Genomic DNA, 25,886 nt, shown 5'->3' with positions numbered 1-25,886 from the left:
ACAGATGAAGTGCAAGGTTATTACGATTTATCTCTATCCTATTTCAAAATACCGGACTGTCAGCGGCCATCATTCACCCAAGTCATTGAGTTATCTCAACTCCTTGGGCTTATTCAATGGCGACCTAACGGCAACTCAAAATCCTTTGAGGATAGTAAAAAGTGGTCTAACTCCCTTAAATACGCTTATTTTTCGGTAAATGTGGCTTTCACCCGCTGAGAACGTTTGATATAGGGAACAAAAACAGCCGCCGCCAGCAGAGGCCAACCTAAGGTGCGCAAGGCGATATCATCGCTGATAGGGGAAAACGCGAATGCTTTTAATGCCAATAATACGGTTAACAATAACCATAAAATAAACCATTGGGGGAAACGTTGTGAGCGGCTACACAATAGCCAGATAACCCATATTGTATAAATCCACATTAAAATAGTGGTTACAACCGAGAAATACCACTGCAGCGTAAATGCCTGCGAATTGGTGACCAAATACTCTCTGGATTCCGGTGTAAAAATAGCCATGGCATACAACGCCAGCATTAAGCTGGCACTGAGTAATGTCACAATCAAATAGGCCAGTGGGGCCAATAACCAGCCACCAATACGTTGATATTCCTGCTGTTGAGACATAATAAACCTTATTACCTTTTACCTGAGGTTGCATGAGGCTAGCTTAACCCGCAAATGTGCCCTTCGTCATCTATATCAATATGATAATACGCCGGCTGGGTGCCAAGGCCGGGCATGGTCATAATATCCCCAGCATAAATGCGGACAAAACCGGCTCCGGCTGACACCGCGCAGGCGGTGATAGGCAAGACAAAATCTTGTGGGACATTCTTCAAGCGAGGGTCGGCGCTGATAGACAGGGGAGTTTTGGCCATACACAGCGGCAAATGAGCAAAACCTGCCGCTGTTATCGCCGCAAGTTGCTGGCGTGCCTGGGGTGTATAGGTGATGTCGCGAGCACCATAATTTTGAGCCAGAGCGGCAATTTTTTGCTCCAGTGAGGCCTGGTCAGGGTAAGGCAAGGTGGGTTCTTGAGCTTCGGCACAAGCATTGATAACTTGCTGCGCCAGCGCTGTGGTCCCGGCACCGCCTTTGGCAAATGCTTCACTGATTTCGCAGGCTACAGCCCCGGCCGATAGTGCATAATCGCTAACAAAAGCCAGTTCCTCTGCGCTGTCGTCGGGGAAGCAATTGACCGCGACCACCACCGGCAGACCATAGCTTTTAGCATGATTAATATGCCATTTCAGATTGGCGCAACCTTGACTGAGTAACGGAATATTGGTGCTGAGAATTTCAGCGGGCAGTGGCTGGCCCGGTTTAATGTCAAAAGCGCCACTATTGGCTTTCAGGCTCCGGATTGTGGCAACCAGTACCACACAAGAGGGGGCAATACCGGATTGGCGATATTTGATATTAAAGAACTTTTCCATTCCCATATCGGAGCCGAAACCGGCCTCGGTGACCACGTAATCCGCTAACTGTAGCCCTAAACGGTCGGCCAGCACTGAAGAGTTTCCGTGCGCGATGTTGGCAAATGGCCCGGCATGGATTAATACCGGAGTATGTTCGCTGGTCTGCATTAATGTCGGATGAATGGTCTCTTTCATTAATGCGGTCATGGCCCCAGCAACCCCCAGATCATCCGCCGTAATGGGCTCACCGCCGGTGGTTTTTGCCAAAATGATCCGGCCAATACGTTGCCGCATATCTTGCAAGCTTTCCGATAACGCCAGAATAGCCATCAACTCTGATGCTGCGGTTATCTCGACGTGATCGTGGCGTTCAACACCATGAGTTCCGCCGCCCACTCCCACTTTAATGTGGCGCAATGCGCGATCATTATGATCAACTACACGTGGCCACAGAATCTGCTGAGCATCAATATTCAGCAGTGGCATACCGGTTTGTTGACTAAAGGCTGGCCCCAGCCGCTGTTCATGATACAGACGGGCATCCAGTGCGGCCGCGGCCAGATTATGTGCGGCGCTGATGGCATGAATATCCCCCGTAAGATGCAGGTTTAATTTCTCCATCGGTAACACTTGTGCGGCACCACCGCCTGCGGCTCCCCCTTTCACACCAAAGACCGGGCCAAGACTAGGCTGGCGGATGCATGCCACGCCGCGGTGGCCTAACTGGTTGATTCCCTGACTTAATCCAATGGTGGTGACCGTTTTGCCTTCTCCCATTGGCGTGGGCGTAATGCTGGAAACCAGAATCAGTTTACCGCGCACTTTACCGGGGCGTAAGGCACTGATATCGACTTTCGCCATATGATGCCCATAGGGAATTAAATCCTCGGCAGTGAGACCTAATTGCTGCGCAATATGCTGGATAGGTTGCAAGTTTGCGTCATGACTCGCATAGGGTATTAGGGAGAGATCATCGGCAGTAGACGGTAGAGTGGGTGTCATGCTGGGGAAATTCCTGTTATCAGTGACAAAACGGCGGTAGCCAATCATGGGGGCTATAAATCACCGCGAAATTATCACACAAAGTGATGAGGATTTGGCGATACAAATCAATAAATGTGAAGTCATCAGTGGTTGATAATGTTGTGTTTTCCACCCTCAAAAATTAATGCAAGAGCGCTGATTTATATCTTTGGTGTCTTATTCTTGTTCGTTTTTTATATCAGTTTTATTTTTTCAAATGGCATTAAAGAACTTTTGAGATATTGGATATTAAAACTTCTTACTTTATGAGATTGGTTTATAAAAGAAGCTATACAATTCCATAGTTATATTTTTAGCACATCGAAACTTATCTGTTCCTTACGATGAAATAATGGACAATGTAATTTATGGAAAACCACGTTCACTCCTCTTTGGTATGTGCGGCGAGATTACTCAGCTTAGCGGGATTTAGCGCGGAGCCTGTGAAGATATTTAGACAAAATGCTAATATTGAAATTTCAGCAATGGCAACGCTCAGCTTATTGCAGCAATATCTCTCAACATTATCACGAACCACCCCAACACGTCTTAAAGTCAAAAAACAGTCACTAAATAGAGTCAAGCCAGAACAGTTACCACTCGCATTTCGCGATACACAGGGCCGGTTTATTTTATTGGCTCGGCTGAGTGACAATCAGGCATTGCTGCAATATGCCGACAGCCAACAACCCAAAATCATTAATCATCAAGATCTTAGTGCCTTGTGGGGTGGCGTTGTTCTCTATTGCAGTCACTCACGCTTTGATATTCGCTGGTTTATTCCTGCTTTACTCCATCACCGAAAATCACTGACTCAGGTCTTGGTGTTGTCTCTATTATTACAGTTTCTGGCACTCATATCGCCACTTTTCTTTCAAGTTATTATGGATAAAGTCTTAGTTCATAATGCGCTGACAACCCTTGATGTATTAATTATTGTATTATTAGTAACAGGTATATATGAAGTGGTGCTGAAATTCCTGCGTGAATATATTTTCACTCATACTACGACGCGGGTGGATATTTTATTGGGTGGAAAGTTATTTAATCACTTAATAAAACTACCTCTAAGTTATTTTAAGCAACGTCATGTGGGTAATATTGTTGCCCGAGTGCGTGAACTCGATAATATTCGCGAATTCATCACCGGTTCTGCACTGACATTATGTGTTGATGTTGTTTTTACCCTGGTGCTGTTTATTGTCATGTGGTGTATCTCTCCGCTGCTGACACTCATTGTTCTCGCCACACTGCCTTTTTATCTGTTATTAGCCGCACTTAGCACGCGCCCGCTGCAAAAGAAAGTCAGCGTATTGTGCACCTGCGCCGCACAAAATGGCGCATTTTTAACTGAAACCCTGTCTGGGGTTGAAACGGTAAAAAGTCTGGCATTAGAACCGCAAATGCAACAACGCTGGGAAATACAAACGCGTGATTATGCCCAAGCGAATTTTAAGGTGCAGAATCTGCAAAACTTCAGTAGCCAGAGTGCCCAGTTGTTGCAAAAGCTGGCTGGGGCGCTAGTTATTGTGGTTGGAGCCTATCAAGTGATGTCGGTGCAGCTCAGTATCGGGCAGTTGATTGCCTTTAACATGTTGGCGGTTCAGGCATTAATGCCAATGAGTAAGCTGGTTGATTTATGGCAACAGAGCATTCGGGCCCAAGTCGGGCTGACTCTTATCGCTGATATTTTGAGTTTACCGGTGGAGCAAGCCACAGGGACCGTACCTTCTGATAGCCAGATCCGCGGCCATATTTCACTGGAGAATGTCACTTTCCGCTATCGCCCTGATCTTGATCCAGTGCTGCGCCATTTTTCACTGTCACTACAAGCCGGGGAGCATATCGGGTTAGTCGGGCCATCCGGTTCGGGGAAAAGTACCGTCGCCCGGTTATTGCAGCGCCTGTATATCGCTGAACAGGGGGAGATAAGTATAGATGGTCACCCAATAAACCGTTTCTCTCCTGAATATTTGCGGCGGCAAGTCGGGGTGGTGATGCAGGAAAACTACCTGTTTAACAGGACGGTGCGTGAAAACATTGCCTATTCTCGGCCCACTGCACCCCTTAGTGAGGTGGTTGAGGCGGCTTCGTTGGCGGGCGCTCATACCTTCATTCTTGCTCTGCCGCTTGGCTATGACACGCTACTGTCAGAGGGCGGGGCATCGCTGTCTGGCGGGCAACGTCAACGGATTGCAATTGCTCGAACCCTGCTGGCCAATCCCCGGGTATTGATTTTTGATGAAGCGACCAGTGCGCTGGACGATGAATCCCAAGCTGAAGTACAGAAAAATATGTCGCGTATTATCGCCAATCGCACCGTGATTACCATCGCTCACCGTCTTTCAACCGTACGACATTGCCACCGTATTGCCGTTATTACTCAGGGCCAAGTGACCGAACTTGCCAGTCACGATGCGCTATTGGCGCTCGATGGCACCTATGCCCAACTCTGGCGGCAACAAGCTGACTTTAGCCATGAGGAATCAAAATGAAGTTGATGCAATATCTGGCTAAATTGTCCTGGGTGAATGCCTTGAAACAGCGCTGGCAGCGCCACTTCGCCCAAGGAAAAACCCGCGATGAATATGATTTTCTTCCCGCTTATCTGGATATCGTTGAGCGTCCGGTGTCGCCATTGGCGCGGCGTACTGCATGGTTTCTGGCGCTGACATTACTGCTGGTATTGGCTTGGTCAATAGTTGGCAAGTTAGATATCCACGCCTCAGCCAATGGCAAGGTGATTGTCTCCGAACACTCCAAAGTCATCCAACCCTTTGAACCCGGAGTGGTAGCGGCCATTCATGTTGGTGATGGTGACCATGTCAGCGCCGGTCAGGTGCTAATTGAGCTAAATCCAATTGGCATTGATGCTGAGGTCGGCAATATCAATCAACAATTAATACATCGTTTGCTTGAGGCTGCTCAAGTCACGGCATTACTGACCGATGATCCGCTGGCGAATTTTGTCTCCCCTGATGGCAGCGCTGAGGAACTGGTCATGACGGCGAAGTCACTTTTGATAAAAAAGCATGATGAGGATAATGCCGAACTGGCGCGCCAAGAGAGTGAACTGGCCGTTAATCAGGCACATATGCAGTCAGCCGCTGCCAGCATTGCCAACCAAAAAACCTTGATGAAAAACATTTATCAGCGGTTACAAGCATTGCAGACACTCGCCAAATCTAAAGCTATTGCTGAAGTTGAGTTATTAATCCAAGAGCGGGAGTGGCTAAATGCCAAAGCGGAAGCCAGCCGTATGCAAAATGAACTCGCTATCTTACAAGCGAAAGAGCGCAATCTCAGCCAAACACGATTGCATTATATGGCTGAAAAGAAACGAAGTTATCAGGAGCAATTAAACAAAACCCACGAAGTTATCAATCAATTGCAGCAAGAGCTGATTAAGTCGGTAGAAAGGCAACGGCAGCAAACTTTGCGTGCGCCAGTGAGTGGTGTTATCCAGCAATTGGCGGTACATACCCTTGGCGGGGTGGTCACCACCGCTCAACCGCTGATGGTGCTGGTACCAGAAAATTACCCACTGGAACTGGATGTGATGATCCTGAATAAAGATGTCGGTTTTGTTCTGCCGGGGCAGGCGGTAGAAGTCAAAGTAGACAGTTTCCCCTATACCCGATTCGGCACTCTTTCAGGTGAAGTCAAACATATCTCGCGTGATGCGATGGAAGATCAACAGCAAGGTTTGGTGTTCCCCGCACGGGTTCGGCTCGATAGCGATACGCTGAGCGTCGAGGGGCGTCCGGTGCGTCTCTCTGCGGGCATGGCGGTCAGTGTGGAAATTAAAACCGGCCGTCGCCGGGTGATTGATTACTTGCTGAGCCCATTGCAGCAGTATCAATCAGAAGCCATGAGGGAGCGGTGAGATGATGCATTCAACGTCAACTCCGGTTATTCAACCATTGGAGGCACTGGTACGCGCCGCGGCCTGTTTTGATCTTGCCGTCGAAGTCCCGGTGTTAGCGCACAAACTTGGATTAGCTCCCCAGCAAATAGATAACATTGCCCTGTGCCGCAGTGCAAATTGGATTGGTTTGCGTGCCAGAGTTGTTAGCCAATCATTTGAGCGTTTACGCCATCTGACGCTGCCTATTTTGTTCCGTAATGGCACTGAGTGGTATGTACTACTGGCGCTCAATGAACAAGGGGCGCTCATTTATTTCTCAGCCACTGGGCAACAGCAACAGATAAGCCAGCAGGAACTCGCCGGTTTGTGGTGTGGCGAGGCTATCTTATTAGCGAAAGCGGAACCCTCAGCACGAAAGAAAACCGCTTTTGGTTTTAGCTGGTTTATTCCGGTAATCACTAAGTATCGCCATCAGTTACGTAACATTATTTTGGTTTCACTGCTGTTGCAGGGCATCTTGTTAGTGACGCCGATGCTATTTGAAACGGTGATCGACAAAGTGCTGGTGAGCCGTGGGGTAGGCAGTTTAATGGTGCTGGGTACCGCCATGATTGCATTGGCGATTGCCGAGCCTTGCTATACCTTTTTGCGCGGCTGGCTGTTTTCACATTTATCCAGCCGGGTAGGCGCAGAACTCAATACCGGCCTGTATCGTCATTTATTAGGGTTGCCACTGGGCTATTTCGCGGCACAGCAAACCGGGAAAACCATCGCTAAAGTCCGGGAAATGGAGCAAATCCGCAGTTTCTTAACCGGTTCAGCCCTGACCATGTTGCTGGATTTAGTCTTCGTCAGTACCTTTATTGCGGTGATGTTTTGCTACAGCCAGCAACTGACCTGGATAGTTATCTTCTCGCTCGTGTGTTATTTGCTGTTTTGGTGGGCAGTGAGCGGCGTGTTGCGCCGGCGGGTGGAACGTGAATATGAAGCCAGTGCCCATAATACCGCTTTTCTAACCGAAGCGATCAGCGGTTTGGAAACCATCAAAACCTCGGCTACCGAGGGTTTGTTTAACCGCAGTTGGCGCAATTCATTGGCGGCTTATGTGCGCGCCTCTTTTGCCTCTTCTTGGGCGGCAAATGTTGCTGAACAAGGCATCATGCTGATCAATAAAGTGACTTCGGCGATTTTGCTGTGGAGTGGCGTGATGTTGGTACTGGCCGGGGAGCTTAGCCCGGGGCAATTTATCGCTTTCACCCTGTTTTCAGGCTATGTCACGCAACCTATCTTACGTCTGGCCCAGATATGGCAAGATTTCCAGCATACCCAAGTCTCTTTGCAGCGCATTGGCAGCATTCTGGATTATCCGACGGAACCGGGCAGTGTCGGGCTGGTGTCAAACCATGCTATGGCGGGGAGTTTGGCCTTCAAGCAGGTGCGTTTTCGCTATCGGCCTGATACGGCCGAGGTTATCCAAAATCTTAATTTAGAGGTTGCCGGGGGCGAATTTATTGGTATTACCGGGCCATCCGGTTGCGGCAAGTCAACCTTGACCAAGTTACTCCAGCGGCTATACACCCCGCAGCACGGGCAGATTCTGGTCGATGGGCAGGATTTAGCCATTACCGATGCCACCAGTTTGCGCTGCCAAATGAGTGTGGTATTGCAGGAAAGTGTGCTGTTTTCGGGCACCATCAGGGACAATATATGCCAGTGTCGACCTGATGCGGATGATGCGCAAGTTGAACACATTGCGCGGCTGGCGGGCGCTCATGACTTTATTATGTCATTGCAGCAGGGCTATCAAACACCCGTGGGTGAGCGGGGTGGCATGTTATCCGGCGGGCAGCGCCAGCGGGTGGCGTTGGCAAGGGCATTAATGGCAGATCCCAAAATATTAATTCTTGATGAAGCCACCAGCGCACTGGATTATGAATCGGAGGCGGCTATCATGCGCCAGTTGCCAGAGATTATCCGCAACCGCACTGTCATTTGCATCGCACATCGCTTGAATACATTGCGCTTGTGTCATCGCATTTTGGTATTAAAAGAGGGGCAAGTTTTAGAGCAAGGGAGTCATCAAGCGTTATTGGCGCAGTCCGGGGTTTACGCGCATTTGTGGCGATTACAGACCGAGTAGCATTAATCGCGGCTAAGCTTCCTCTCCATTTATCGCCATAAAGCTGGGTGTGAATTTACACCCAGCCATTTTAATTTATTAATATTTATCAGCTAATTATAGCTTTTCTCCATTGGATTTAATCACTTCCTGATACCAGAAAAAGCTTTTTTTACGTTGGCGTGCCAACTGCTTTTGGTGGTCGACATAAACAAAGCCATATTGCTTCTGGAACCCATTCAACCAACTCAGCAAGTCAATAAATGACCATGGATAGTAGCCACGGACATCAGCACCTTGCTTGATGGCGTCTTCGATAGCGATAATATGTTGGCGCAGATAATCAATCCGATCATCATCAACCACTTCACCCTCAATAATGGCATCTTTGGCGCCCAGACCATTCTCGGTGATATAGATGGGAATATCGCCATAACGGGCTTTGATATTCATGATGCCTTCAGTTAGGCCTTGAGGATAAATCTCCCAGTCCCAGTCGGTATAAACCCCGTTAGGATTACGCACAAACTTAAACAATCCCTTAAAACCAAACTCATTGCCTTGCTGGTGGCCTGAGCCTTTCTGGCCCGAGGTGTTGAGCGTGAAATGGGTTTCCTGCTGATTAGCCGCAACAGTCTCGCGCTTATAATAATTCAGCCCAATGAAGTCGCAGATATTATCACGCAGTAATGCGTCATCACCTGGCGCAAATTGAGGCACGCCCCAGATGGCTTGTGTTTGTGCCAATAATTCAGCCGGATACTCGCCTTTCAACACAGGGTCATACAGCCAGTGGGTAAAGATCCCTTCGGCTAAATGGAAGGCCGCCATATCTTCAGGTGAATCACTAAATGGGGTATGGGTTTGCAAAACATTCACAAAACCTATTTTCCCATCAATACCGCTGGCGCGGAATGCCGCAACCGCTTTGGCATGCGCGACAAATACGTGGTGGCAAGCTTGAATGGCACGGCCTGTATCCTGAACACCCGGTGGGTGAGCGCCGACAATATAGCCAAAACCAATAAAACAGACGGTTTCATTAAACGTAGACCAAAGTTTGACCCGGTCACCATAGTGCTGATAGCACAAACGGGCATATTCTTCGAAAGCATCGGCAGTGCTGCGTGCTTCCCAACCGCCTTCATCCTGCAAAGCTTGCGGTAAATCCCAGTGATAAAGGGTGATCATCGGCTCGATATGGTGTTCCAGCAGGGCATCAATCAGTTCACTGTAGAATTTGACCCCAGCGGCGTTGACCTCGCCACGTCCAGTGGGTAGCAATCGGGGCCATGAAATAGAAAAACGATAGCTTTTCATGCCCATTTCCGCCATTAGCGCCACATCTTCACGAAAACGATGATAGTGATCGACGGCGACATCACCATTGGTGCCCTGATAAGTAGTTCCTGGCAGATGAGAAAAGGTATCCCAGATAGACGGGCCTTTACCATCAGCGTCATAGGCACCTTCAACTTGATAAGCGGCGCTGGCAGCACCCCATAAGAAATCCTTCGGGAAAGCAGACATAAAATCTCTCTTATGTAATGAATGAAAAGGAGGTTGTTAGAGCATCTGCCACCAGTGTATTCGTGAACCCATTATTTATGCAACCGGTTTCTGTAACCGGTTTCTGTTTGAGGGTGAATCTGAAGTATCGGCGCTGAGGGCCGGTTATCAGGGAATATCCGTGTCTGTTGCCGAGAGTGGCGGCGCGGAGATGATCCTATTTGCGACAATTATTTTTTTGTGATCCACAGTCGATATTGAACAAGCAGATAAAGCTTGACTATTTACACCTGAGAAATTCGGGCGCAATATCATAGTGTGCATTATAAAACCAAGTTCTATAATGTAGAACAAAACAATAAGGATGTCTCAATCTGTTGGGAAATTGATACACAGACTGTCGTCATCATCATTTCGAACAATAAGGCTTTAGAATGAATAAAACCAAGCAGTTCTCAGGGATAATTCCACCGGTATCCACCCTGTTTACCGATGATGGCATATTGGACAAAGTGAGAATGGGGGGGGTAATTGACTTCCTAATCCGCTCAGGGGTTGATGGGTTATTTTTTCTCGGCACTGGGGGCGAATTTTCACAAATGTCCACTGAAGAGAGAAAGCAAGTTGCTGAGTTTTCGGTTAATTATGTAGACAAACGTGTCCCGACATTAATTGGTACCGGAAGTACCAATACCCGAGAAGCCATTGAGCTAAGTACTCACGCTCAATCAATTGGCGCGAGTGGGATTGTTGTTATCAATCCCTATTATTGGCAATTGACTGAAGATAATTTATTTAACTATTTTAGTGAGGTTTCCTCATCCGTTGATTTACCTGTCATTTTATATAACTTCCCCAATTTAACTGGACAGGATCTTTCTCCAGCGTTTGTTAAATCACTCGTTGATAAGAATATTAATATTGTTGGTATCAAGGAAACGATTGACTCCATCGCTCATCTTCGTGAAATGATTTTTTCTCTTAAAGACGAGCATCCGAATTTCTCAGTATTCTGTGGTTTTGATGACCATCTATTAAATACCCTGTTGCTCGGGGGCGACGGCGCCATTTCCGCCAGTGCTAATTTTGTACCGGAATTGTCGATTGATATTTTCCAGGCATTTTCTTCTGGGGATTTGGGCCAAGCCGCAGAGTTACATAAAACACTGTTACAGTTGCCATTGATTTATAAGATTGATTCACCTTTTGTCAATGTTGTTAAAGAAGCAATGAAATTATGTGGACAGGACATTTCCACTTATTCATTACCGCCAACCCGATCCCTGAGTGAGGAAAAAAGAGAACAAGTTAAGCGTATTTTACAAAATGCCAATATTGTCAGATAGTGATATTAAACCTCAATATCTAGTCTGATATGTCATCACCAGACGACTTTAACGAAGTCGATACAGTGCGGTTTAAATGAGTGGTGTTGCTTATGTCTATAAAATATATTTTCAATAATGAAAACAGCAAAATATACGATATTGAAACCCATGCCGAAGGTCCTAAGGGAGAACTTCCTTTAACACCAGAAATGTTGATTGACTCCCCGAGCGGGAACATTTTTGCTTTGACGCTAAATACCGGGATGGGATGGGACCCTAATAAATTATTAGGCACAGAAGTCTTGATATTAGGCACTCAAGGCGGGATTCGTGCTCACGATGGTTCACCAATAGCCTTAGGTTACCATACCGGGCATTGGGAAATTGGTTTGCAAATGACGGCCGCCGCAGAAGAAATAACCAAAGCCAAAGGTATTCCTTATGCAGCTTATATCAGTGACCCTTGCGATGGACGTTCGCAAGGCACCATAGGCATGTTTGATTCTTTACCTTATCGGAATGATGCCGCTATTGTTTTTCGCCGGTTGATTCGTTCATTACCTACGCGTAAAGCAGTTATTGGCGTAGCGACTTGCGATAAAGGTTTACCCGCGATGATGATTGCCCTCGCTGCCATGCATGATTTACCGACAATCATTGTTCCTGGCGGGGCGACATTACCGCCGACCAACGGTGAGGATGCCGGTAAAGTTCAGACTATTGGCGCGCGGTTTGCTAATGGCGAACTTACCTTGCAAGAGGCCGCAGAATTAGGTTGCAGAGCTTGCGCTTCGCCGGGAGGAGGATGTCAATTTTTAGGCACGGCGGGTACCTCGCAAGTTGTGGCTGAAGGGCTGGGGCTCGCTTTACCTCATTCGGCATTAGCTCCTTCAGGTCAACCAATTTGGCTCGAGGTTGCTAAACAATCTGCGCGTGCAGTATTAGTCCTTAAACAGAAAGGCATAACCACCAAAGACATTATCACCGATAAAGCTATTGAAAATGCGATGACAATCCATGCGGCGTTTGGCGGTTCAACCAATTTACTCTTACATATACCCGCGATTGCACATGCCGCAAAATGTAAAATTCCGACAGTTGAAGATTGGACTGCAATTAATAAGCGGGTGCCGCGCTTAGTGAGTGTTTTACCCAATGGTCCAGTTTATCATCCAACAGTCCGCGCTTTCCTTGCCGGTGGTGTGCCGGAAGTCATGCTGCATTTACGTAAACTGGGCCTGTTGCATGAAGATGTTATGACAGTCACCGGTGAAACATTGGGCAAAAATCTTGACTGGTGGGAGGCTTCTGAACGGCGTGAACGATTGAAACAGCGATTGCTGGAGCTTGATGGCGTCAATCCCGACGAGGTTATTATGAGCCCCGAGCAAGCTAAAAGTAGGGGACTCACATCAACAATCACTTTCCCAACCGGAAATATTGCTCCCGAGGGTGCAGTGATCAAATCCACGGCAATTGATGCTGCTGTCGTTGGTGAAGATGGTATTTACAGTCATACCGGCAAAGCTAAGGTTTTCACCTCCGAAAAAGCCGCCATAGCGGCGATCAAACATGGCGAGATCCACTCTGGCGATATTATGGTTGTTATCGGTGGTGGCCCGTCAGGTACGGGAATGGAAGAAACTTATCAATTAACTTCATCCCTTAAGCATTTATCTTACGGTAAATATGTTTCCTTACTGACTGATGCGCGTTTTTCTGGAGTTTCAACCGGAGCTTGTGTTGGTCATATAGGGCCAGAAGCTTTAGTCGGCGGGCCTATTGGTAAATTAAGAGATGGCGACATAATTGAAATGATCATTGATCGTAATAATTTAGTCGGCTCAATTAACTTTATCGGTACCGAAGATAATCCACTCTCTTTCACTGATGCAGCCGCAGTTCTGGAAAAAAGATCGCTACATCCTGATCTGAAACCTCATGCTGATTTACCTGACGATACGCGTTTATGGGCAGCGCTTCAATCTGTGAGCGGCGGTACATGGACTGGGAGTATTTATGACGTAGACAAAATTATCGAAGTTATATCCGTAGGACAACAAACATTGGCCGATAAAGCCAAAAAGGAAATAAATTAAAATTTAAAGCCAACACCAGGGCATGTTATGCAATAAAGAATTCATATATGGCGATGAGATTATTATAAGTGAATAATCTATAGCTAGTGTTATTCCTTACTTATAATTAAGAAAAGTAAGAACTGAATTATTTACTGCATCCATTATTATAATAGGACGCTCTATAAGTTTAATTATAGGGCTTCCCTTGATATATAAGAAAAAATTTAATTTTTAATACTTTCTAATCCGAGGGTTTATTATGCCATTACTAATAGTAGTGATGGGGATCATTGCTTTACTCATCCTCATTATGCGATTTAAGTTAAATACTTTCGTCTCCCTTATTATTGTTTCATTCGGTGTAGCATTAGCTTTAGGGATACCACTCAATAAAATTGTTAAATCAATCGAAGGAGGGCTAGGGGGAACTCTTGGCCACATTGCTTTAATCTTTGGTATTGGGGCAATGTTAGGGCGATTAATTGCAGATGCAGGCGGTGCTCAACGTATTGCAATAACCCTGATTAACAAATTCGGCGAGAAAAACATTCAATGGGCGGTTGTGGTTGCCTCATTTATTGTTGGTATTGCACTGTTCTTCGAGGTCGGCTTAGTATTATTGATTCCGATTGTGTTCACTATTGCCAAGCAGCTGAAAGTTTCAATACTGCATCTTGGCATACCAATGGCCTCAGCATTACTGGTTACTCATGGTTTCCTACCGCCGCACCCAGGACCCACCATGATTGCCGCCGAGTATGGTGCTGATATTGGCTCCGTCCTGCTTTATGGCATTATTGTCGGGATCCCCACCGTTATTCTTGCCGGTCCGGTATTTAACAAGCTGGCTAAAAAAATCGTTCCTGATGGATTCAAAAGGGTGGGCAATATTGCCTCTTTGGGTGAGCAAAAGACATTTAACCTGGATGACACACCAGGGTTTAAGATCAGTGTCTTTACTGCCATGCTTCCGGTTATTCTAATGTCGGTAGCAACCATTATTACAATGATTCAGCAAGAAATTAAGTTACCGGATAATGCATTTATCACGACCATTCAGTTAATTGGTAATGCCTCGGTTGCCATGTTGCTCTCCTTGCTGTTTGCCATTTATAGCATGGGATTGTCTCGTAAAATCTCAATCACAAATCTGATGGGGTCTTGTTCTTCCGCTGTTGCCAGTATCGGTATGATGCTGCTAATCATTGGTGGCGGTGGGGCTTTCAAGCAGGTACTGATTGATGGCGGTGTCGGGCAGTATGTCGCTGATTTATTTGCTGGTAGTTCGGCGTCACCTATTATTCTCGCCTGGGGCGTTGCCGCAATTTTACGGATTTCGCTTGGTTCTGCGACGGTAGCGGCTATCTCTACTGCCGGGCTCGTTCTACCAACACTCGGGCAGCACGATGCTAATCTGGCTTTGGTAACACTGGCGACAGGTGCAGGAAGTGCGATTGCTTCTCATGTTAATGATGCTGGTTTTTGGATGATTAAAGAATATTTTGGCTTAACCATGAAAGAAACATTTGGTACTTGGACAATTCTTTCAACCATTGTCTCGGTATCTGGGTTATGTTTCATCTTGTTACTCAATTCTTTTATATAAAACTATCGTCTGATAGATAAGCTCTAAAATAAACCGGTTGAATAAACCAGTAATATCCCTATGCGCTATTACTGGTTTATTATTATTTTCTAACATTGATAGGTGATATTTGTGTTCGGTTTTTTTTAATTTAACCACTTTCAAAACTTAATTATTTTTAAAGCTTAACTATTTTTAAAACCTAATTGTTGCGATAATTCATGTCCGGCAGTTTTTAATAATTCTATATATTCCTGTAGTTCTTGATCATTGACACGTGCAATCAAGGTAGAAATACTTATTGCCGCGATAACCCGCTTCTCGTGATTCCAAATAGGCACGGAAGCACATTTTACACCTTGTTCATTCTCTTGATTATCGACGGCGTAACCCAAAACTCTGACCTGTTCAAGTTCTGCAAGAAATTGCTTACTATCGGTAATCGACTGTTCTGTCTGCTTGGTGTAGACATAATCTTTTAGCAGCGCGTCAATTTCATTTTGATTTTTGAAAGCTATCAGCGCCTTACCAATCGCCGTGGAGTGGATAGGGAGCCGACGACCTATTCTGGAATAAGTAATAATGGCTTTTTTACCCTCGACCTTGTCGATATAAACACCTTCTTTACCATCAAGGATACCTAAATGCGTGGTTTGACCTGTTTTTACTGATAAATCAACCAGATAATTATTCGCTTTTTGCCTGATGTCGATCGAATGAACAACAAAATCCCCACGCTCTACCAGCTTCATACCCAAACGATACTTTCCGTTGTCGGGGTTTTGGCTGATATAACCTTGGGCTTGAAGTGTTTTTAGTAAAGAATGAAGTGTACTTTTATGCAGCCCCATCAGGGTACTGATCTCGGTAATCTTTAATTCGGTAGAGTGTTCATCGAAAAGATCCAGAATGCGTAAAGCACGCTCAACAGATTGAATGATTGGCATAACAAACCGTCTGATTTTTATGTAATTATACGTAGTTCAACACTACTACTTCCAAAATTAAAAATCAATTTAACCTAAAGTTTTGCCTATATTCTGCCGCTTTACACTGAAGTAACATGAACCGGGTGGATTGCTATAATCAATGGCTTGGTTAGTGCGGGACAGGTTATTTCAAAAGAGAGGATTATGATTACTCGGCTTGCTATCTCTGGTTATCGCTCTTTACGCGATGTGGTGCTTGAATTAGGTCAATTGAATGTGATTACCGGGGCGAATGGCAGCGGAAAATCCAGCCTCTATCGGGCGCTAAGATTGCTGTCCGATATTGGTCAGGGGCGGATTATTCAATCACTGGCCACCGAGGGAGGATTGCAATCCACACTCTGGGCCGGGCCTGAGTCATTCTCCAAAGCAGTGAAACGAGGGGAGCAACCTATTCAGGGTGTGGTGCGTCATCATCCGGTCGGCTTGAAACTGGGGTTTTCTGGTGAAGACTACGGTTATGCCATCGATTTAGGATTAGCGCCACCGACAGAATCCTATTTTGCCAAAGATCCCGAAATCAAGATTGAAAGCTTGTGGTGCGGCGACACACTGCACCACAGCAATGTTTTTGCTGAACGCCGTGGCCCGAGTATTCGTATTCGTGATGAGCGTGGTATTTGGCAGGAGGCACATCACGGACTGGCTCCCTACGACAGCATGATGACGCACGGTACTGATCCGCGTGATGCCCCGGAGATTCTGGTGATGCGCGAACGCATGCGGGCATGGCGTTTTTATGACAATTTACGCACCGATCGCTATGCACCGGCGCGCCAACCGCAGGTCGGGACTTATACACCGGTACTCGCCAGTGATGGCGCAGATCTGGCTGCTGCACTGCAAACCATCATCGAAATAGGCGATTCCGCCGCGCTGAACTATACCATTGCCGATGCTTTCCCCGGCACCACTCTGGAAATCCTACCCAATTTTGAGATTCTGCTGTCGCAACAGGGTTTGCTAAGGCCGCTTAAAGTGGCGGAGTTGTCGGATGGCACTTTGCGTTATTTGTTGCTGGTGGCTGCATTACTTTCGCCACGTCCTCCCGAGATGATGATCCTTAACGAACCGGAAATCAGTCTGCATGCTGATTTGCTGCAACCCTTAGCCCGGTTGATTGCTCAGGCGGCGCAGCGCACTCAAGTGATTGTGGTTTCTCATGCCGCCGGGTTGGTGGCGGCATTGCAGCAGGAAGAGAATTGCCGTCATTTTTTGCTGGCTAAGCAACTCAGTGAAACGACCATACAGCAAGACGCTACGCCTGAGTGGTGCTGGCCAAAGCGTTAGCGCCATCGAGTTGGAAACAGCAGATGATAAGGGGGCGGTTAAGCCCCCAAAATTTACGGCGTTGTTTACGGCGTTGATAATCAAAAAGCTAAGTGGTTATTGCACTTAACTCAATGATTCAGATGATAATAGACTTCATTCCAGCGGATTTCATTTTTAAACGCCGGCAAGGTGGTGTCATTATCAATCAGCAGGAATTCAATCCCGTGCATCTCGGCATACAGGCGCAGCTCATCGACACCGATAGCTTGAGAGAACACGGTATGGTGCGCGCCACCGGCAATAATCCAGGCTTCGGCGGCAGTTGCCAGTGACGGCTGGGCTTGCCAGATAGCGCGAGCGACCGGTAGTTTTGGCAGCGGGTGCGGCTGTTCAACGGTATCAACCACATTGACCAGTAAGCGGAAGCGGTTACCCATATCAATCAGGCTAGCATTCAATGCCGGGCCCGCGGGGGTCGAGAAGATCAAACGCGCCGGGTCTGCTTTGCCGCCAATACCCAAATGTTGTACATCCAACAGCGGTTTCTCTTCTTTGGCGATCGATGGGCACACTTCCAGCATATGAGAGCCAACCACCAAGTCATTATCCGGCTGGAAGTTATAGGTGTAATCCTCCATAAAGGACGTCCCGCCTTTCAGGCCGGTTCCCATCACTTTCAGAATGCGCAACAGCGCCGCAGTTTTCCAGTCGCCTTCGCCACCAAAACCATAGCCTTGTTGCATGAGACGTTGAACCGCTAACCCCGGTAACTGTTTCAGGCCATACAAGTTTTCAAAGTTGGTGGTAAAGGCTTTAAAGCCGCCTTGCTCAAGGAAGCGCTTCATACCCAGCTCAATGCGTGCCGCATCCAGCAGGTTTTCACGTTTATTGCCGTGCAATTTCACCGCATCAGTCAAGCGATAGGTTGCTTCATACTCTTCAACCAGAGCATCAATATCGCCTTGACTGACCGCGTCCACCACGCTGACTAAATCACCGATGCCGTAGGCATTTACCGAGTAGCCGAACTGGATTTGCGCCGCAACTTTATCACCTTCGGTAACGGCCACTTCACGCATATTGTCGCCAAAACGCGCCACTTTGAGCTGTTGGCTTTCCTGCTTCGCGGCAGCGACACGCATCCACTGACCAATGCGCTGGTGGGCCGCTTTATCCTGCCAATGGCCGGTGATAACACTATGTTGCTGGCGCATACGAGCGCCGATAAAACCAAACTCACGGCCACCGTGGGCTGTTTGGTTCAAGTTCATAAAGTCCATATCCATGGTTTCCCACGGGATCTGGGCATTAAACTGGGTATGGAATTGCAGTAACGGTTTATGCAGAATACTCAACCCACCAATCCACATTTTGGCAGGTGAGAAGGTATGCAGCCAGGTCATGATGCCGATACAGGCGGTGTCGTAATTTGCTTCACGGCACAGGGCGGTGATTTCATCCGGTGTGGTGACCAAAGGTTTCAGCACCAATTTGACCGGTAAACCCGCCTCACTGTTCAGGCTATTGACGACATGATGGGCATTATCCATAACTTGTTGCAGGGTTTTAGGGCCATACAGGTTCTGACTGCCGATCACAAACCACACTTCTGATTGCTTGAATACGTCCATCTGGCACTCCAATTTCTTTGGGGAAAAATAGGTTTTGTTATCAATCAGTGCTTAGCGTCGGTGACCGGCGCGTAGTGTGGCTCTGCCGATATGCACCACTGTTGATAGCGTTGATAAAGCTGTTGATAGCGTGCGACTTGTGCCGCATTCGGCGTCAGGGTGCGTTCAATCTTACACGCCATCTGGCGCTGTGCCGCTGGGACATCAGCAAAGACCCCCGCAGCCACTGCCGCAAAAATGGCGGCCCCCAGAGCACAACATTGATCTGAAGCGACTATCTGTAATGGTCGATTCATCACATCAGCACAAACCTGCATGATAACCGGTGATTTTCGCGCAATACCGCCTAATGCCAGCACGTTCTCCACCGGAATATCCTGCTGTTCAAAGCATTCCATAATGGCGCGCGCCCCAAAGGCAGTGGCCGCAATAAATCCACCAAATAATGTCGGGGCGTCAGTTCCCAGATTGAGGTCGGTAATCACGCCTTTTAGCCGCTGATTGGCATTCGGGGTGCGGCGGCCATTGAACCAATCCAAGACTACCGGCAGGTGATCAAGGGAGGGGTTTTTAGCCCACGCAGTGGTTAGCGCGGCGAGCAGGGTGGATTCAATCTGTTTGAGCTGGGGCTGCAATTCAGGTTGTGCCAGTGCGGCCTGCTGCAATGGCCAGCTTAATAATCGGCTAAACCAGGCATACATATCACCAAATGCCGATTGACCCGCTTCCATGCCAATCCAGCCAGGAACCACGCTGCCCTCAACCTGCCCACAGATCCCAGCAATGGCCCGATCACCCACCAATTTCTCATCTGCAATCAAAATATCACAAGTAGACGTGCCGATAACTTTGACCAAGGTATAAGGCTGGGCACCTGCACCAACCGCACCCATATGGCAGTCGAATGCACCGCCAGAAATAACCACCGTGGCTGGTAATCCCAAACGCTCGGCCCACTCAGCTGTAATTATCCCCACCGGACGTTCGGCGGTATAGGTATCAGTAAACATCGGGTAATCAAGCTTGTTAACCAGACTGCTATCCAGAGCCGCCAAGAATTCCCGTGGTGGTAAGCCGCCCCAAGAGGGATGCCACAAACTTTTATGCCCGGCGCTGCAACGGCCACGTTGAATATCTTGTGGGGCAGTGGTGCCTGAGAGTAGCGCCGGAACCCAGTCACACAGTTCAATCCATGACACCGCAGCATCACGCACTGCTTTATCCGCGCGGGTCACATGCAGAATTTTGGCCCAGAACCATTCGGAAGAGTAAACACCGCCGATGTAGCGCGAATAGTCAGCAAATTCACCACTACGACATAAGCGGTTGATTTCTTCAGCTTCTTCAATGGCGGTGTGGTCTTTCCATAACACGAACATGGCATTGGGGTTGTCGGCAAAATCTGGACGCAGCGCCAATACCTGACCTTGATCATCAATCGGGGCCGGCGTCGAGCCGGTGGTATCAACACCAATACCGACAATCTGCTGGCGCTGTTGGGGCGACAGGCGATTAACCACCTGCCGGATCGCCTGTTCCATGGCTTCTATATAGTCGAGGGGATGATGGCGAAACTGATTTTGTGCCGCCTGACTGTAGAGACCCTGCTGCCAGCGAGGGTAGTAGACCACTTCGGTATCGATCTCGGTGCCATGTTGGCAATCCACCGCCAATACCCGGACGGAATCGCTGCCAAAATCCAACCCAAGTGCGATAGCGCTATGGGGGGATAAAAGGCGGTTTTCCGATAAAGGACCGCCTGCCGATATAACGTCGCCTGCCATGGGGGGCTCCTAACGATTGCAGAAAACAAGAGTTCATTGGCAATAACCATAGGAGTGAGTGGCCGCAAGATGTGAGGAGCCAATAGCTGGAAGTATGTACTTTCCTGCTTCCTACAGCGTTTTTGTGATGTCAGTCAAAAGTTAGAGCGAGGTTAAATTTGCTGAATATATGGATAAATAAACTGTAATCCCTGGATGTGATAGCGCTCTACATTCTGAAGGGTAATTAACGCTAAAACTATCACCGTCTTACCGGGTGTGGTGAGGTTAAGTGGCTTTTAATAAAGCATACAGCCGCACTGAAGCTGAAAAATACTATTGATAACGTTTCCACAAAAAATCGGTTGATTGGTGTGGTTGACGATTTAATAAACAAAAAACATCTCTTCCTACAAAAACAGTCCGGAGAACACTATGCATAAATTAACTAAGGCGCTGGCAGTGGTTGGGTTAGCGGCAGTTATGTCACATTCAGCTATAGCAGAAAGCATGAAACTCGGCTTTCTGGTCAAACAGCCTGAAGAGCCCTGGTTCCAGACCGAATGGAAGTTTGCCGATAAAGCTGGCAAAGATTTAGGTTTCGAAGTGATAAAAATTGCTGTGCCCGATGGTGAAAAAACACTAAATGCCATTGATAGTCTGGCGGCCAGTGGCGCGAAAGGTTTTGTTATTTGTACCCCTGATCCGAAACTGGGGCCGGCCATCGAGGCGAAGGCGCGCAGTTATAACCTGAAAGTGATTGCCGTTGACGACCAATTCGTCAATGCCAAAGGCAAACCGATGGACAGCGTGCCATTGGTAATGATGGCGGCGACCAAAATTGGTGAGCGCCAAGGGCAGGAACTGTGGAAAGAGATGAATAAACGCGGCTGGCAGCCAGCAGAAACCGCGGTTATGGCGATCACTTCTGATGAGCTGGATACCGCCCGTCGTCGTACCAGTGGCTCAATGGACGCGCTGAAAGCGGCGGGCTTCCCAGAGAAACAAATCTATAAAGTGCCGACCAAATCCAATGATATTCCGGGGGCTTTTGATGCCGCCAACTCCATGCTGGTACAGCACCCTGAAGTGAAAAACTGGCTGATTGTTGGGATGAACGACAACACCGTCTTGGGCGGCGTGCGGGCCACTGAAGGCCAAGGCTTCAAAGCACCGAATGTGATTGGGATTGGCATTAATGGCGTGGATGCGGTCAGCGAGCTGTCGAAAGGCCAGGCTACCGGCTTCTATGGTTCTCTGTTACCAAGCCCGGATATTCACGGCTACAAAAGTATTCAGATGCTGCATGACTGGGTCACCAAAGATGTTGAACCGGCCAAATTTACTGAAGTCACGGATGTGGTGCTGATCACGCGGGATAACTTCAAAGTCGAATTAGAGAAAAAAGGCTTGATGTAATCCTGCCATATCTTATGGAGATACAGGCTCTGATGCACTGGGGGCAGGCTACGGCTTGCCCACCTCAGCATACAGTTTTTTATCATCGCGTTACGTGGTGCAGTGCAACCCAAACTTTATAAGGAAGCCATCATGTCAGCACTCCATTCTGCGTTACAAGCCGAGCTGGAAGCCGAGCAGTCACCTTATCTGGCTTTTTGTGGCATCGGCAAAAGTTTCCCCGGTGTTCAAGCGCTGGATGATATCAGTTTTACCTGTCAGGCCGGTCAAATCCATGCCCTGATGGGGGAGAATGGTGCAGGAAAATCCACTCTGCTGAAGATTCTCAGTGGTAATTATCAGCCGACGCAGGGCGAAATCCACATTAAAGGCCAAGTGGTTAATTTTACCAATACCACCGAGGCGCTCGACGCCGGGGTAGCGATCATTTATCAGGAGCTACATTTGGTTCCAGAAATGACCGTGGCAGAAAATATCTATTTAGGCCAATTGCCTACCAAGATGGGCATGGTTGACCGCAAATTACTGCGCTATGAGTCTAGTTTGCAGCTCGCACATTTAGGGCTGGATATTGATCCCGACACGCCACTGAAATACCTCTCCATCGGCCAATGGCAGATGGTGGAAATTGCCAAAGCGTTGGCCCGCAATGCCAAAATCATTGCCTTTGATGAGCCCACCAGCTCGCTCTCCGCCAGAGAAATCGAACAACTGTTCCGGGTCATCCGCGAACTGCGCGCCGAAGGGCGGGTTATTTTGTATGTCTCCCACCGTATGGAAGAAATTTTTGCACTGAGTGATGCCATTACCGTGTTTAAAGATGGTCGCTATGTGCGCACCTTTGCTGATATGGAGCAGGTCAATAATGACTCGCTGGTGCAAGCCATGGTGGGGCGCAATCTGGGGGATATTTATGGCTATCAGCCACGGGAGATCGGCCCTGAACGTCTCACGCTGCAAGAGGTGAAAGCCATTGGTGTGAAATCACCGATCAGTCTGACGGTGCATCAAGGCGAGATTGTCGGCTTGTTTGGTTTGGTCGGCGCTGGGCGCAGTGAATTACTGAAAGGGCTATTTGGCGGCACCAAACTGACCAGTGGGCAGGTCTTGCTGGATGGAAAAACACTGGCTATTCGCTCACCCATTGATGCTATCACCGCCGGGATCATGCTGTGTCCTGAGGATCGCAAGGCGGACGGCATCATTCCGGTGCATTCGGTGCAAGACAACATCAATATCAGCGCCCGGCGCAAGACACTGACGGCGGGCTGCCTGATTAATAATCGCTGGGAGCAGGAAAATGCAGCATTACGCATTCAGTCATTGAATATCAAAACGCCTGGCCCCCAGCAGTTGATTATGAATTTATCTGGCGGTAATCAGCAGAAAGCCATTTTAGGCCGCTGGTTATCCGAGGATATGAAAGTGATCCTGCTGGATGAGCCGACGCGCGGTATTGACGTCGGCGCTAAGCATGAAATCTATAACGTGATTTATGCCTTGGCGAAACAGGGCATTGCCGTGCTGTTCGCCTCCAGCGATTTGCCCGAAGTTCTTGGGCTGGCGGATAGGATTGTGGTGATGCGTGAAGGGGCTATTTCCGGTGAATTAGATCACGGTCATGCCACTGAAGAGCAGGCGCTAAGTCTGGCGATGCTGCGTGCCCCGAATATTGCTACTAATGCCGCGCCTGCGGTTGCCTGATTGTGAAGGAGTTAACTATGTCCAGCGTTACTTTGAATTCAGATAAGAAGACCCCGACCTCACCTCAGTCGCCGCCACCGCAAGAGGCTCCCGCTAAAGGGGGGCTAGGGTTATCCCGCATTTGGGACAGCTACGGCATGCTGGTGGTGTTTGCGGTGGTCTTTATTGGCTGTGTCATTTTTGTGCCGAACTTTGGCTCATTTATCAATATGAAAGGGCTGGGGCTGGCCATTTCGATGTCGGGCATGGTGGCGTGCGGCATGCTGTTTTGTCTGGCATCCGGTGATTTTGACTTATCGGTAGCCTCGGTTATTGCATGCGCGGGTGTCACCACGGCGGTGGTGATTAATATGACTGAAAGCCTGTGGATTGGGGTTGGCGCGGGTTTGCTATTGGGGGCGTTGTGCGGCTTAATTAATGGCTTCGTCATTGCCCGGTTGAAAATTAACGCCCTGATTACCACCTTGGCAACCATGCAGATTGTCCGTGGTCTGGCGTATATCATTTCTGATGGTAAAGCGGTGGGTATCGAAGATGAACGCTTCTTTGCCCTCGGTTATACCAACTGGTTCGGCTTACCGGCACCGATCTGGATAACCATTGCTTGTCTGGCCTTGTTCGGCTTCTTATTGAATAAAACTACTTTTGGTCGCAATACACTGGCTATCGGTGGGAATGAAGATGCCGCCCGCCTGGCTGGGGTGCCGGTGGTGCGCACCAAAATTATCATCTTCGTATTATCTGGCCTGGTTTCTGCCGCCGCGGGGATTATTCTGGCTTCGCGCATGACCAGTGGTCAGCCCATGACCTCCATTGGTTACGAGCTGATTGTTATCTCTGCTTGTGTGTTGGGTGGCGTTTCACTCAAAGGCGGGATTGGCAAAATTTCCTATGTTATTGCCGGGATCTTGATTCTGGGGACAGTTGAAAATGCCATGAACCTGCTGAATATTTCGCCATTCTCTCAATACGTGGTACGTGGCTTGATCCTACTGGCAGCGGTTATCTTCGACCGCTACAAACAGCTGGCTAAACGGACGGTATAAACACGCAAGTGACAGAAAAGTCCATAAAAAGCCTATCTGGCTCACAATTCTGTCATCACTATCGGGCAGCGCGAAATCTGCCCGATAAACTGAAATAAGCATGCGAATTTGAATACATAACAGACAAAGACTCCAGGGAGGCTAAATGTATCATCGAATGGTTCAGGAACCGCAACCCAATCCCTTACTGCCAGGCTACACCTTTAACGCCTATCTGGTCGCGGGATTAACCCCGATTCTGGCAGATGGACCACTCGATTTCTTTATCGACCGGCCGGGTGGCATGAAGGGCTATATTCTAAATCTGACGATTAAAGGTCAGGGTAAGATTTTTGACGGTGAAAATACGTTTTACAGTAATCCCGGTGACTTGCTGTTATTCCCGCCGAAAGCATCGCACTACTATGGCCGCTCACCGAACAGTGACTGCTGGTATCATCGTTGGGTCTATTTCCGACCACGGGCCTACTGGGCCGACTGGTTAGAGTGGCACAGCAAAACCCACGAGGTTGGGCGTTTGTCTTTACCTAATAATAACTTGCTGCTGGAGTTTGACCGCCTGTTCGCCAATATTGAGCAGACACAAAAGTCGGGCCGCCGTTTTGGTGAAGAGTTGGGGATGAACTTACTGGAGCGGCTGCTGCTGCGTGCCATGGAAGAAGATCCTCTTAGCCCGCAACGTATTATGGATCCGCGAGTTATCGAAGCCTGCCAGTTTATTACCGGCAATCTGGCCGGTGAACTGCGCATTGATGAGGTTGCCCGCCATGTATGCCTGTCGCCATCACGGTTAGCACACCTATTTCGCGAGCAAGTGGGAATCAATATCCTGCGCTGGCGCGAAGACCAACGTGTTATTCGGGCTAAATTATTGCTGCAAACCACCCAAGAGCCGATAGCCACTATTGGCCGGGTGGTGGGCTATGATGACCAGCTCTATTTCTCGCGTGTTTTCCGCAAGCGTGTTGGGGTCAGTCCCAGTGATTTCAGGCGGCGCAGTATTGAAACCAACTACCCGCAGCGCAGTTTGCGCCAGCCAGAATGGCGCGATAATTCGGAGGCGATGGTGCGGATTTGATCCCGCCAGAAATGTTAAGTCTAAAATTACCTCTTGTCGCGGGATTCA

Annotated in this window: 17 protein-coding genes; 11 read left to right on the top strand and 6 right to left on the bottom strand. The window is 48.2% G+C overall.

The window, feature by feature from the left end; translation table 11 throughout:
* Window positions 1-185: 185 nt before the first annotated feature.
* Both N0H69_RS14440 and N0H69_RS14435 read right to left on the bottom strand, forming a co-directional pair.
* Window positions 186-629, bottom strand: a complete 444-nt coding sequence (locus tag N0H69_RS14440) for a DUF2569 domain-containing protein (RefSeq protein WP_050106926.1) — start codon at window positions 627-629, stop codon at window positions 186-188.
* Window positions 630-667: 38 nt separating this feature from the next.
* Window positions 668-2,425: a formate--tetrahydrofolate ligase gene (locus tag N0H69_RS14435; protein ID WP_050151238.1), complete on the bottom strand. Its 1,758-nt coding sequence runs from the start codon at window positions 2,423-2,425 to the stop codon at window positions 668-670.
* Window positions 2,426-2,814: 389 nt separating this feature from the next.
* Here N0H69_RS14435 and N0H69_RS14430 point away from each other — a divergent pair, with 389 nt between their 5' ends.
* Genes N0H69_RS14430 through N0H69_RS14420 form a run of 3 tightly spaced genes read left to right on the top strand, consistent with a single transcriptional unit; the run spans window position 2,815 to window position 8,454 of the window.
* On the top strand, window positions 2,815-4,941 hold the full coding sequence (locus N0H69_RS14430; RefSeq protein WP_050151237.1) for a peptidase domain-containing ABC transporter: 2,127 nt from the start codon (window positions 2,815-2,817) through the stop codon (window positions 4,939-4,941).
* Entirely contained in the window at window positions 4,938-6,332 is a 1,395-nt protein-coding gene (locus N0H69_RS14425; RefSeq protein WP_050151236.1) for an HlyD family type I secretion periplasmic adaptor subunit, read from the top strand. The genes N0H69_RS14430 and N0H69_RS14425 overlap by 4 nt, the downstream gene beginning before the upstream one ends.
* A gap of 1 nt (window position 6,333) precedes the next feature.
* A complete protein-coding gene (locus N0H69_RS14420) occupies window positions 6,334-8,454 on the top strand; it encodes a type I secretion system permease/ATPase (protein ID WP_050134425.1) in 2,121 nt (706 codons plus the stop codon).
* Window positions 8,455-8,550: 96 nt separating this feature from the next.
* Here N0H69_RS14420 and N0H69_RS14415 read toward each other — a convergent pair whose 3' ends face one another.
* On the bottom strand, window positions 8,551-9,963 hold the full coding sequence (locus N0H69_RS14415; protein ID WP_050151235.1) for a glycoside hydrolase family 1 protein: 1,413 nt from the start codon (window positions 9,961-9,963) through the stop codon (window positions 8,551-8,553).
* A 413-nt stretch (window positions 9,964-10,376) separates the two neighbouring features.
* On the opposite strand from N0H69_RS14415, the gene N0H69_RS14410 reads away from it, so the two are divergent.
* The 3 genes from N0H69_RS14410 to N0H69_RS14400 all read left to right on the top strand — a co-directional run bounded on the left by N0H69_RS14410 (window position 10,377) and on the right by N0H69_RS14400 (window position 14,957).
* The gene (locus N0H69_RS14410) at window positions 10,377-11,288 is read left to right on the top strand and encodes a dihydrodipicolinate synthase family protein (RefSeq protein ID WP_050151234.1); all 912 of its coding nucleotides are present in this window, start codon (window positions 10,377-10,379) and stop codon (window positions 11,286-11,288) included.
* Between the two features lie 92 nt (window positions 11,289-11,380).
* The gene (locus N0H69_RS14405; RefSeq protein ID WP_050151233.1) at window positions 11,381-13,369 is read left to right on the top strand and encodes a YjhG/YagF family D-xylonate dehydratase; all 1,989 of its coding nucleotides are present in this window, start codon (window positions 11,381-11,383) and stop codon (window positions 13,367-13,369) included.
* 241 nt (window positions 13,370-13,610) lie between these two features.
* Window positions 13,611-14,957 carry a GntP family permease gene (locus tag N0H69_RS14400; protein ID WP_050106940.1) on the top strand — a complete coding sequence of 449 codons (1,347 nt, stop codon included), beginning with the start codon at window positions 13,611-13,613 and terminating at the stop codon, window positions 14,955-14,957.
* Between the two features lie 164 nt (window positions 14,958-15,121).
* On the opposite strand, the gene N0H69_RS14395 is transcribed toward N0H69_RS14400, so the two are convergent.
* Window positions 15,122-15,883 (bottom strand): IclR family transcriptional regulator, encoded by a 762-nt coding sequence (locus N0H69_RS14395; RefSeq protein ID WP_050145856.1) that lies wholly within the window; start codon window positions 15,881-15,883, stop codon window positions 15,122-15,124.
* A 186-nt stretch (window positions 15,884-16,069) separates the two neighbouring features.
* On the opposite strand from N0H69_RS14395, the gene N0H69_RS14390 reads away from it, so the two are divergent.
* Window positions 16,070-17,215 carry an AAA family ATPase gene (locus N0H69_RS14390; RefSeq protein ID WP_050151232.1) on the top strand — a complete coding sequence of 382 codons (1,146 nt, stop codon included), beginning with the start codon at window positions 16,070-16,072 and terminating at the stop codon, window positions 17,213-17,215.
* 110 nt (window positions 17,216-17,325) lie between these two features.
* On the opposite strand, the gene araA is transcribed toward N0H69_RS14390, so the two are convergent.
* Window positions 17,326-18,828 carry an L-arabinose isomerase gene (gene araA / locus N0H69_RS14385; protein WP_050121358.1) on the bottom strand — a complete coding sequence of 501 codons (1,503 nt, stop codon included), beginning with the start codon at window positions 18,826-18,828 and terminating at the stop codon, window positions 17,326-17,328.
* 44 nt (window positions 18,829-18,872) lie between these two features.
* Window positions 18,873-20,612, bottom strand: a complete 1,740-nt coding sequence (locus N0H69_RS14380) for a ribulokinase (RefSeq protein ID WP_050151231.1) — start codon at window positions 20,610-20,612, stop codon at window positions 18,873-18,875.
* A 414-nt stretch (window positions 20,613-21,026) separates the two neighbouring features.
* On the opposite strand from N0H69_RS14380, the gene N0H69_RS14375 reads away from it, so the two are divergent.
* From N0H69_RS14375 to araC, 4 genes are all read left to right on the top strand, one after another.
* Window positions 21,027-22,010, top strand: a complete 984-nt coding sequence (locus N0H69_RS14375; RefSeq protein ID WP_050106949.1) for an arabinose ABC transporter substrate-binding protein — start codon at window positions 21,027-21,029, stop codon at window positions 22,008-22,010.
* Window positions 22,011-22,142: 132 nt separating this feature from the next.
* Window positions 22,143-23,714 (top strand): L-arabinose ABC transporter ATP-binding protein AraG, encoded by a 1,572-nt coding sequence (araG, locus tag N0H69_RS14370; protein WP_050106951.1) that lies wholly within the window; start codon window positions 22,143-22,145, stop codon window positions 23,712-23,714.
* Window positions 23,715-23,731: 17 nt separating this feature from the next.
* A complete protein-coding gene (gene araH, locus N0H69_RS14365) occupies window positions 23,732-24,760 on the top strand; it encodes an L-arabinose ABC transporter permease AraH (RefSeq protein WP_050106952.1) in 1,029 nt (342 codons plus the stop codon).
* 145 nt (window positions 24,761-24,905) lie between these two features.
* Entirely contained in the window at window positions 24,906-25,838 is a 933-nt protein-coding gene (gene araC / locus N0H69_RS14360) for an arabinose operon transcriptional regulator AraC (protein ID WP_050106955.1), read from the top strand.
* Window positions 25,839-25,886: the final 48 nt, after the last annotated feature.

It is taken from the genome of Yersinia alsatica, assembly GCF_025133195.1.
Taxonomy (GTDB): Bacteria; Pseudomonadota; Gammaproteobacteria; order Enterobacterales; family Enterobacteriaceae; genus Yersinia; species Yersinia alsatica.
This window is presented reverse-complemented; position numbering and strand designations above follow the sequence as displayed.

Bases quoted from the DNA above. Each gene is read 5' to 3' on its own strand.
- N0H69_RS14440 (WP_050106926.1), bottom strand. From the start codon at position 629: ATGTCTCAACAGCAGGAATATCAACGTATTGGTGGCTGGTTATTGGCC.
- N0H69_RS14435 (WP_050151238.1), bottom strand. From the start codon at position 2,425: ATGACACCCACTCTACCGTCTACTGCCGATGATCTCTCCCTAATACCC.
- N0H69_RS14430 (WP_050151237.1), top strand. From the start codon at position 2,815: ATGGAAAACCACGTTCACTCCTCTTTGGTATGTGCGGCGAGATTACTC.
- N0H69_RS14425 (WP_050151236.1), top strand. From the start codon at position 4,938: ATGAAGTTGATGCAATATCTGGCTAAATTGTCCTGGGTGAATGCCTTG.
- N0H69_RS14420 (WP_050134425.1), top strand. From the start codon at position 6,334: ATGATGCATTCAACGTCAACTCCGGTTATTCAACCATTGGAGGCACTG.
- N0H69_RS14415 (WP_050151235.1), bottom strand. From the start codon at position 9,963: ATGTCTGCTTTCCCGAAGGATTTCTTATGGGGTGCTGCCAGCGCCGCT.
- N0H69_RS14410 (WP_050151234.1), top strand. From the start codon at position 10,377: ATGAATAAAACCAAGCAGTTCTCAGGGATAATTCCACCGGTATCCACC.
- N0H69_RS14405 (WP_050151233.1), top strand. From the start codon at position 11,381: ATGTCTATAAAATATATTTTCAATAATGAAAACAGCAAAATATACGAT.
- N0H69_RS14400 (WP_050106940.1), top strand. From the start codon at position 13,611: ATGCCATTACTAATAGTAGTGATGGGGATCATTGCTTTACTCATCCTC.
- N0H69_RS14395 (WP_050145856.1), bottom strand. From the start codon at position 15,883: ATGCCAATCATTCAATCTGTTGAGCGTGCTTTACGCATTCTGGATCTT.
- N0H69_RS14390 (WP_050151232.1), top strand. From the start codon at position 16,070: ATGATTACTCGGCTTGCTATCTCTGGTTATCGCTCTTTACGCGATGTG.
- araA (WP_050121358.1), bottom strand. From the start codon at position 18,828: ATGGACGTATTCAAGCAATCAGAAGTGTGGTTTGTGATCGGCAGTCAG.
- N0H69_RS14380 (WP_050151231.1), bottom strand. From the start codon at position 20,612: ATGGCAGGCGACGTTATATCGGCAGGCGGTCCTTTATCGGAAAACCGC.
- N0H69_RS14375 (WP_050106949.1), top strand. From the start codon at position 21,027: ATGCATAAATTAACTAAGGCGCTGGCAGTGGTTGGGTTAGCGGCAGTT.
- araG (WP_050106951.1), top strand. From the start codon at position 22,143: ATGTCAGCACTCCATTCTGCGTTACAAGCCGAGCTGGAAGCCGAGCAG.
- araH (WP_050106952.1), top strand. From the start codon at position 23,732: ATGTCCAGCGTTACTTTGAATTCAGATAAGAAGACCCCGACCTCACCT.
- araC (WP_050106955.1), top strand. From the start codon at position 24,906: ATGTATCATCGAATGGTTCAGGAACCGCAACCCAATCCCTTACTGCCA.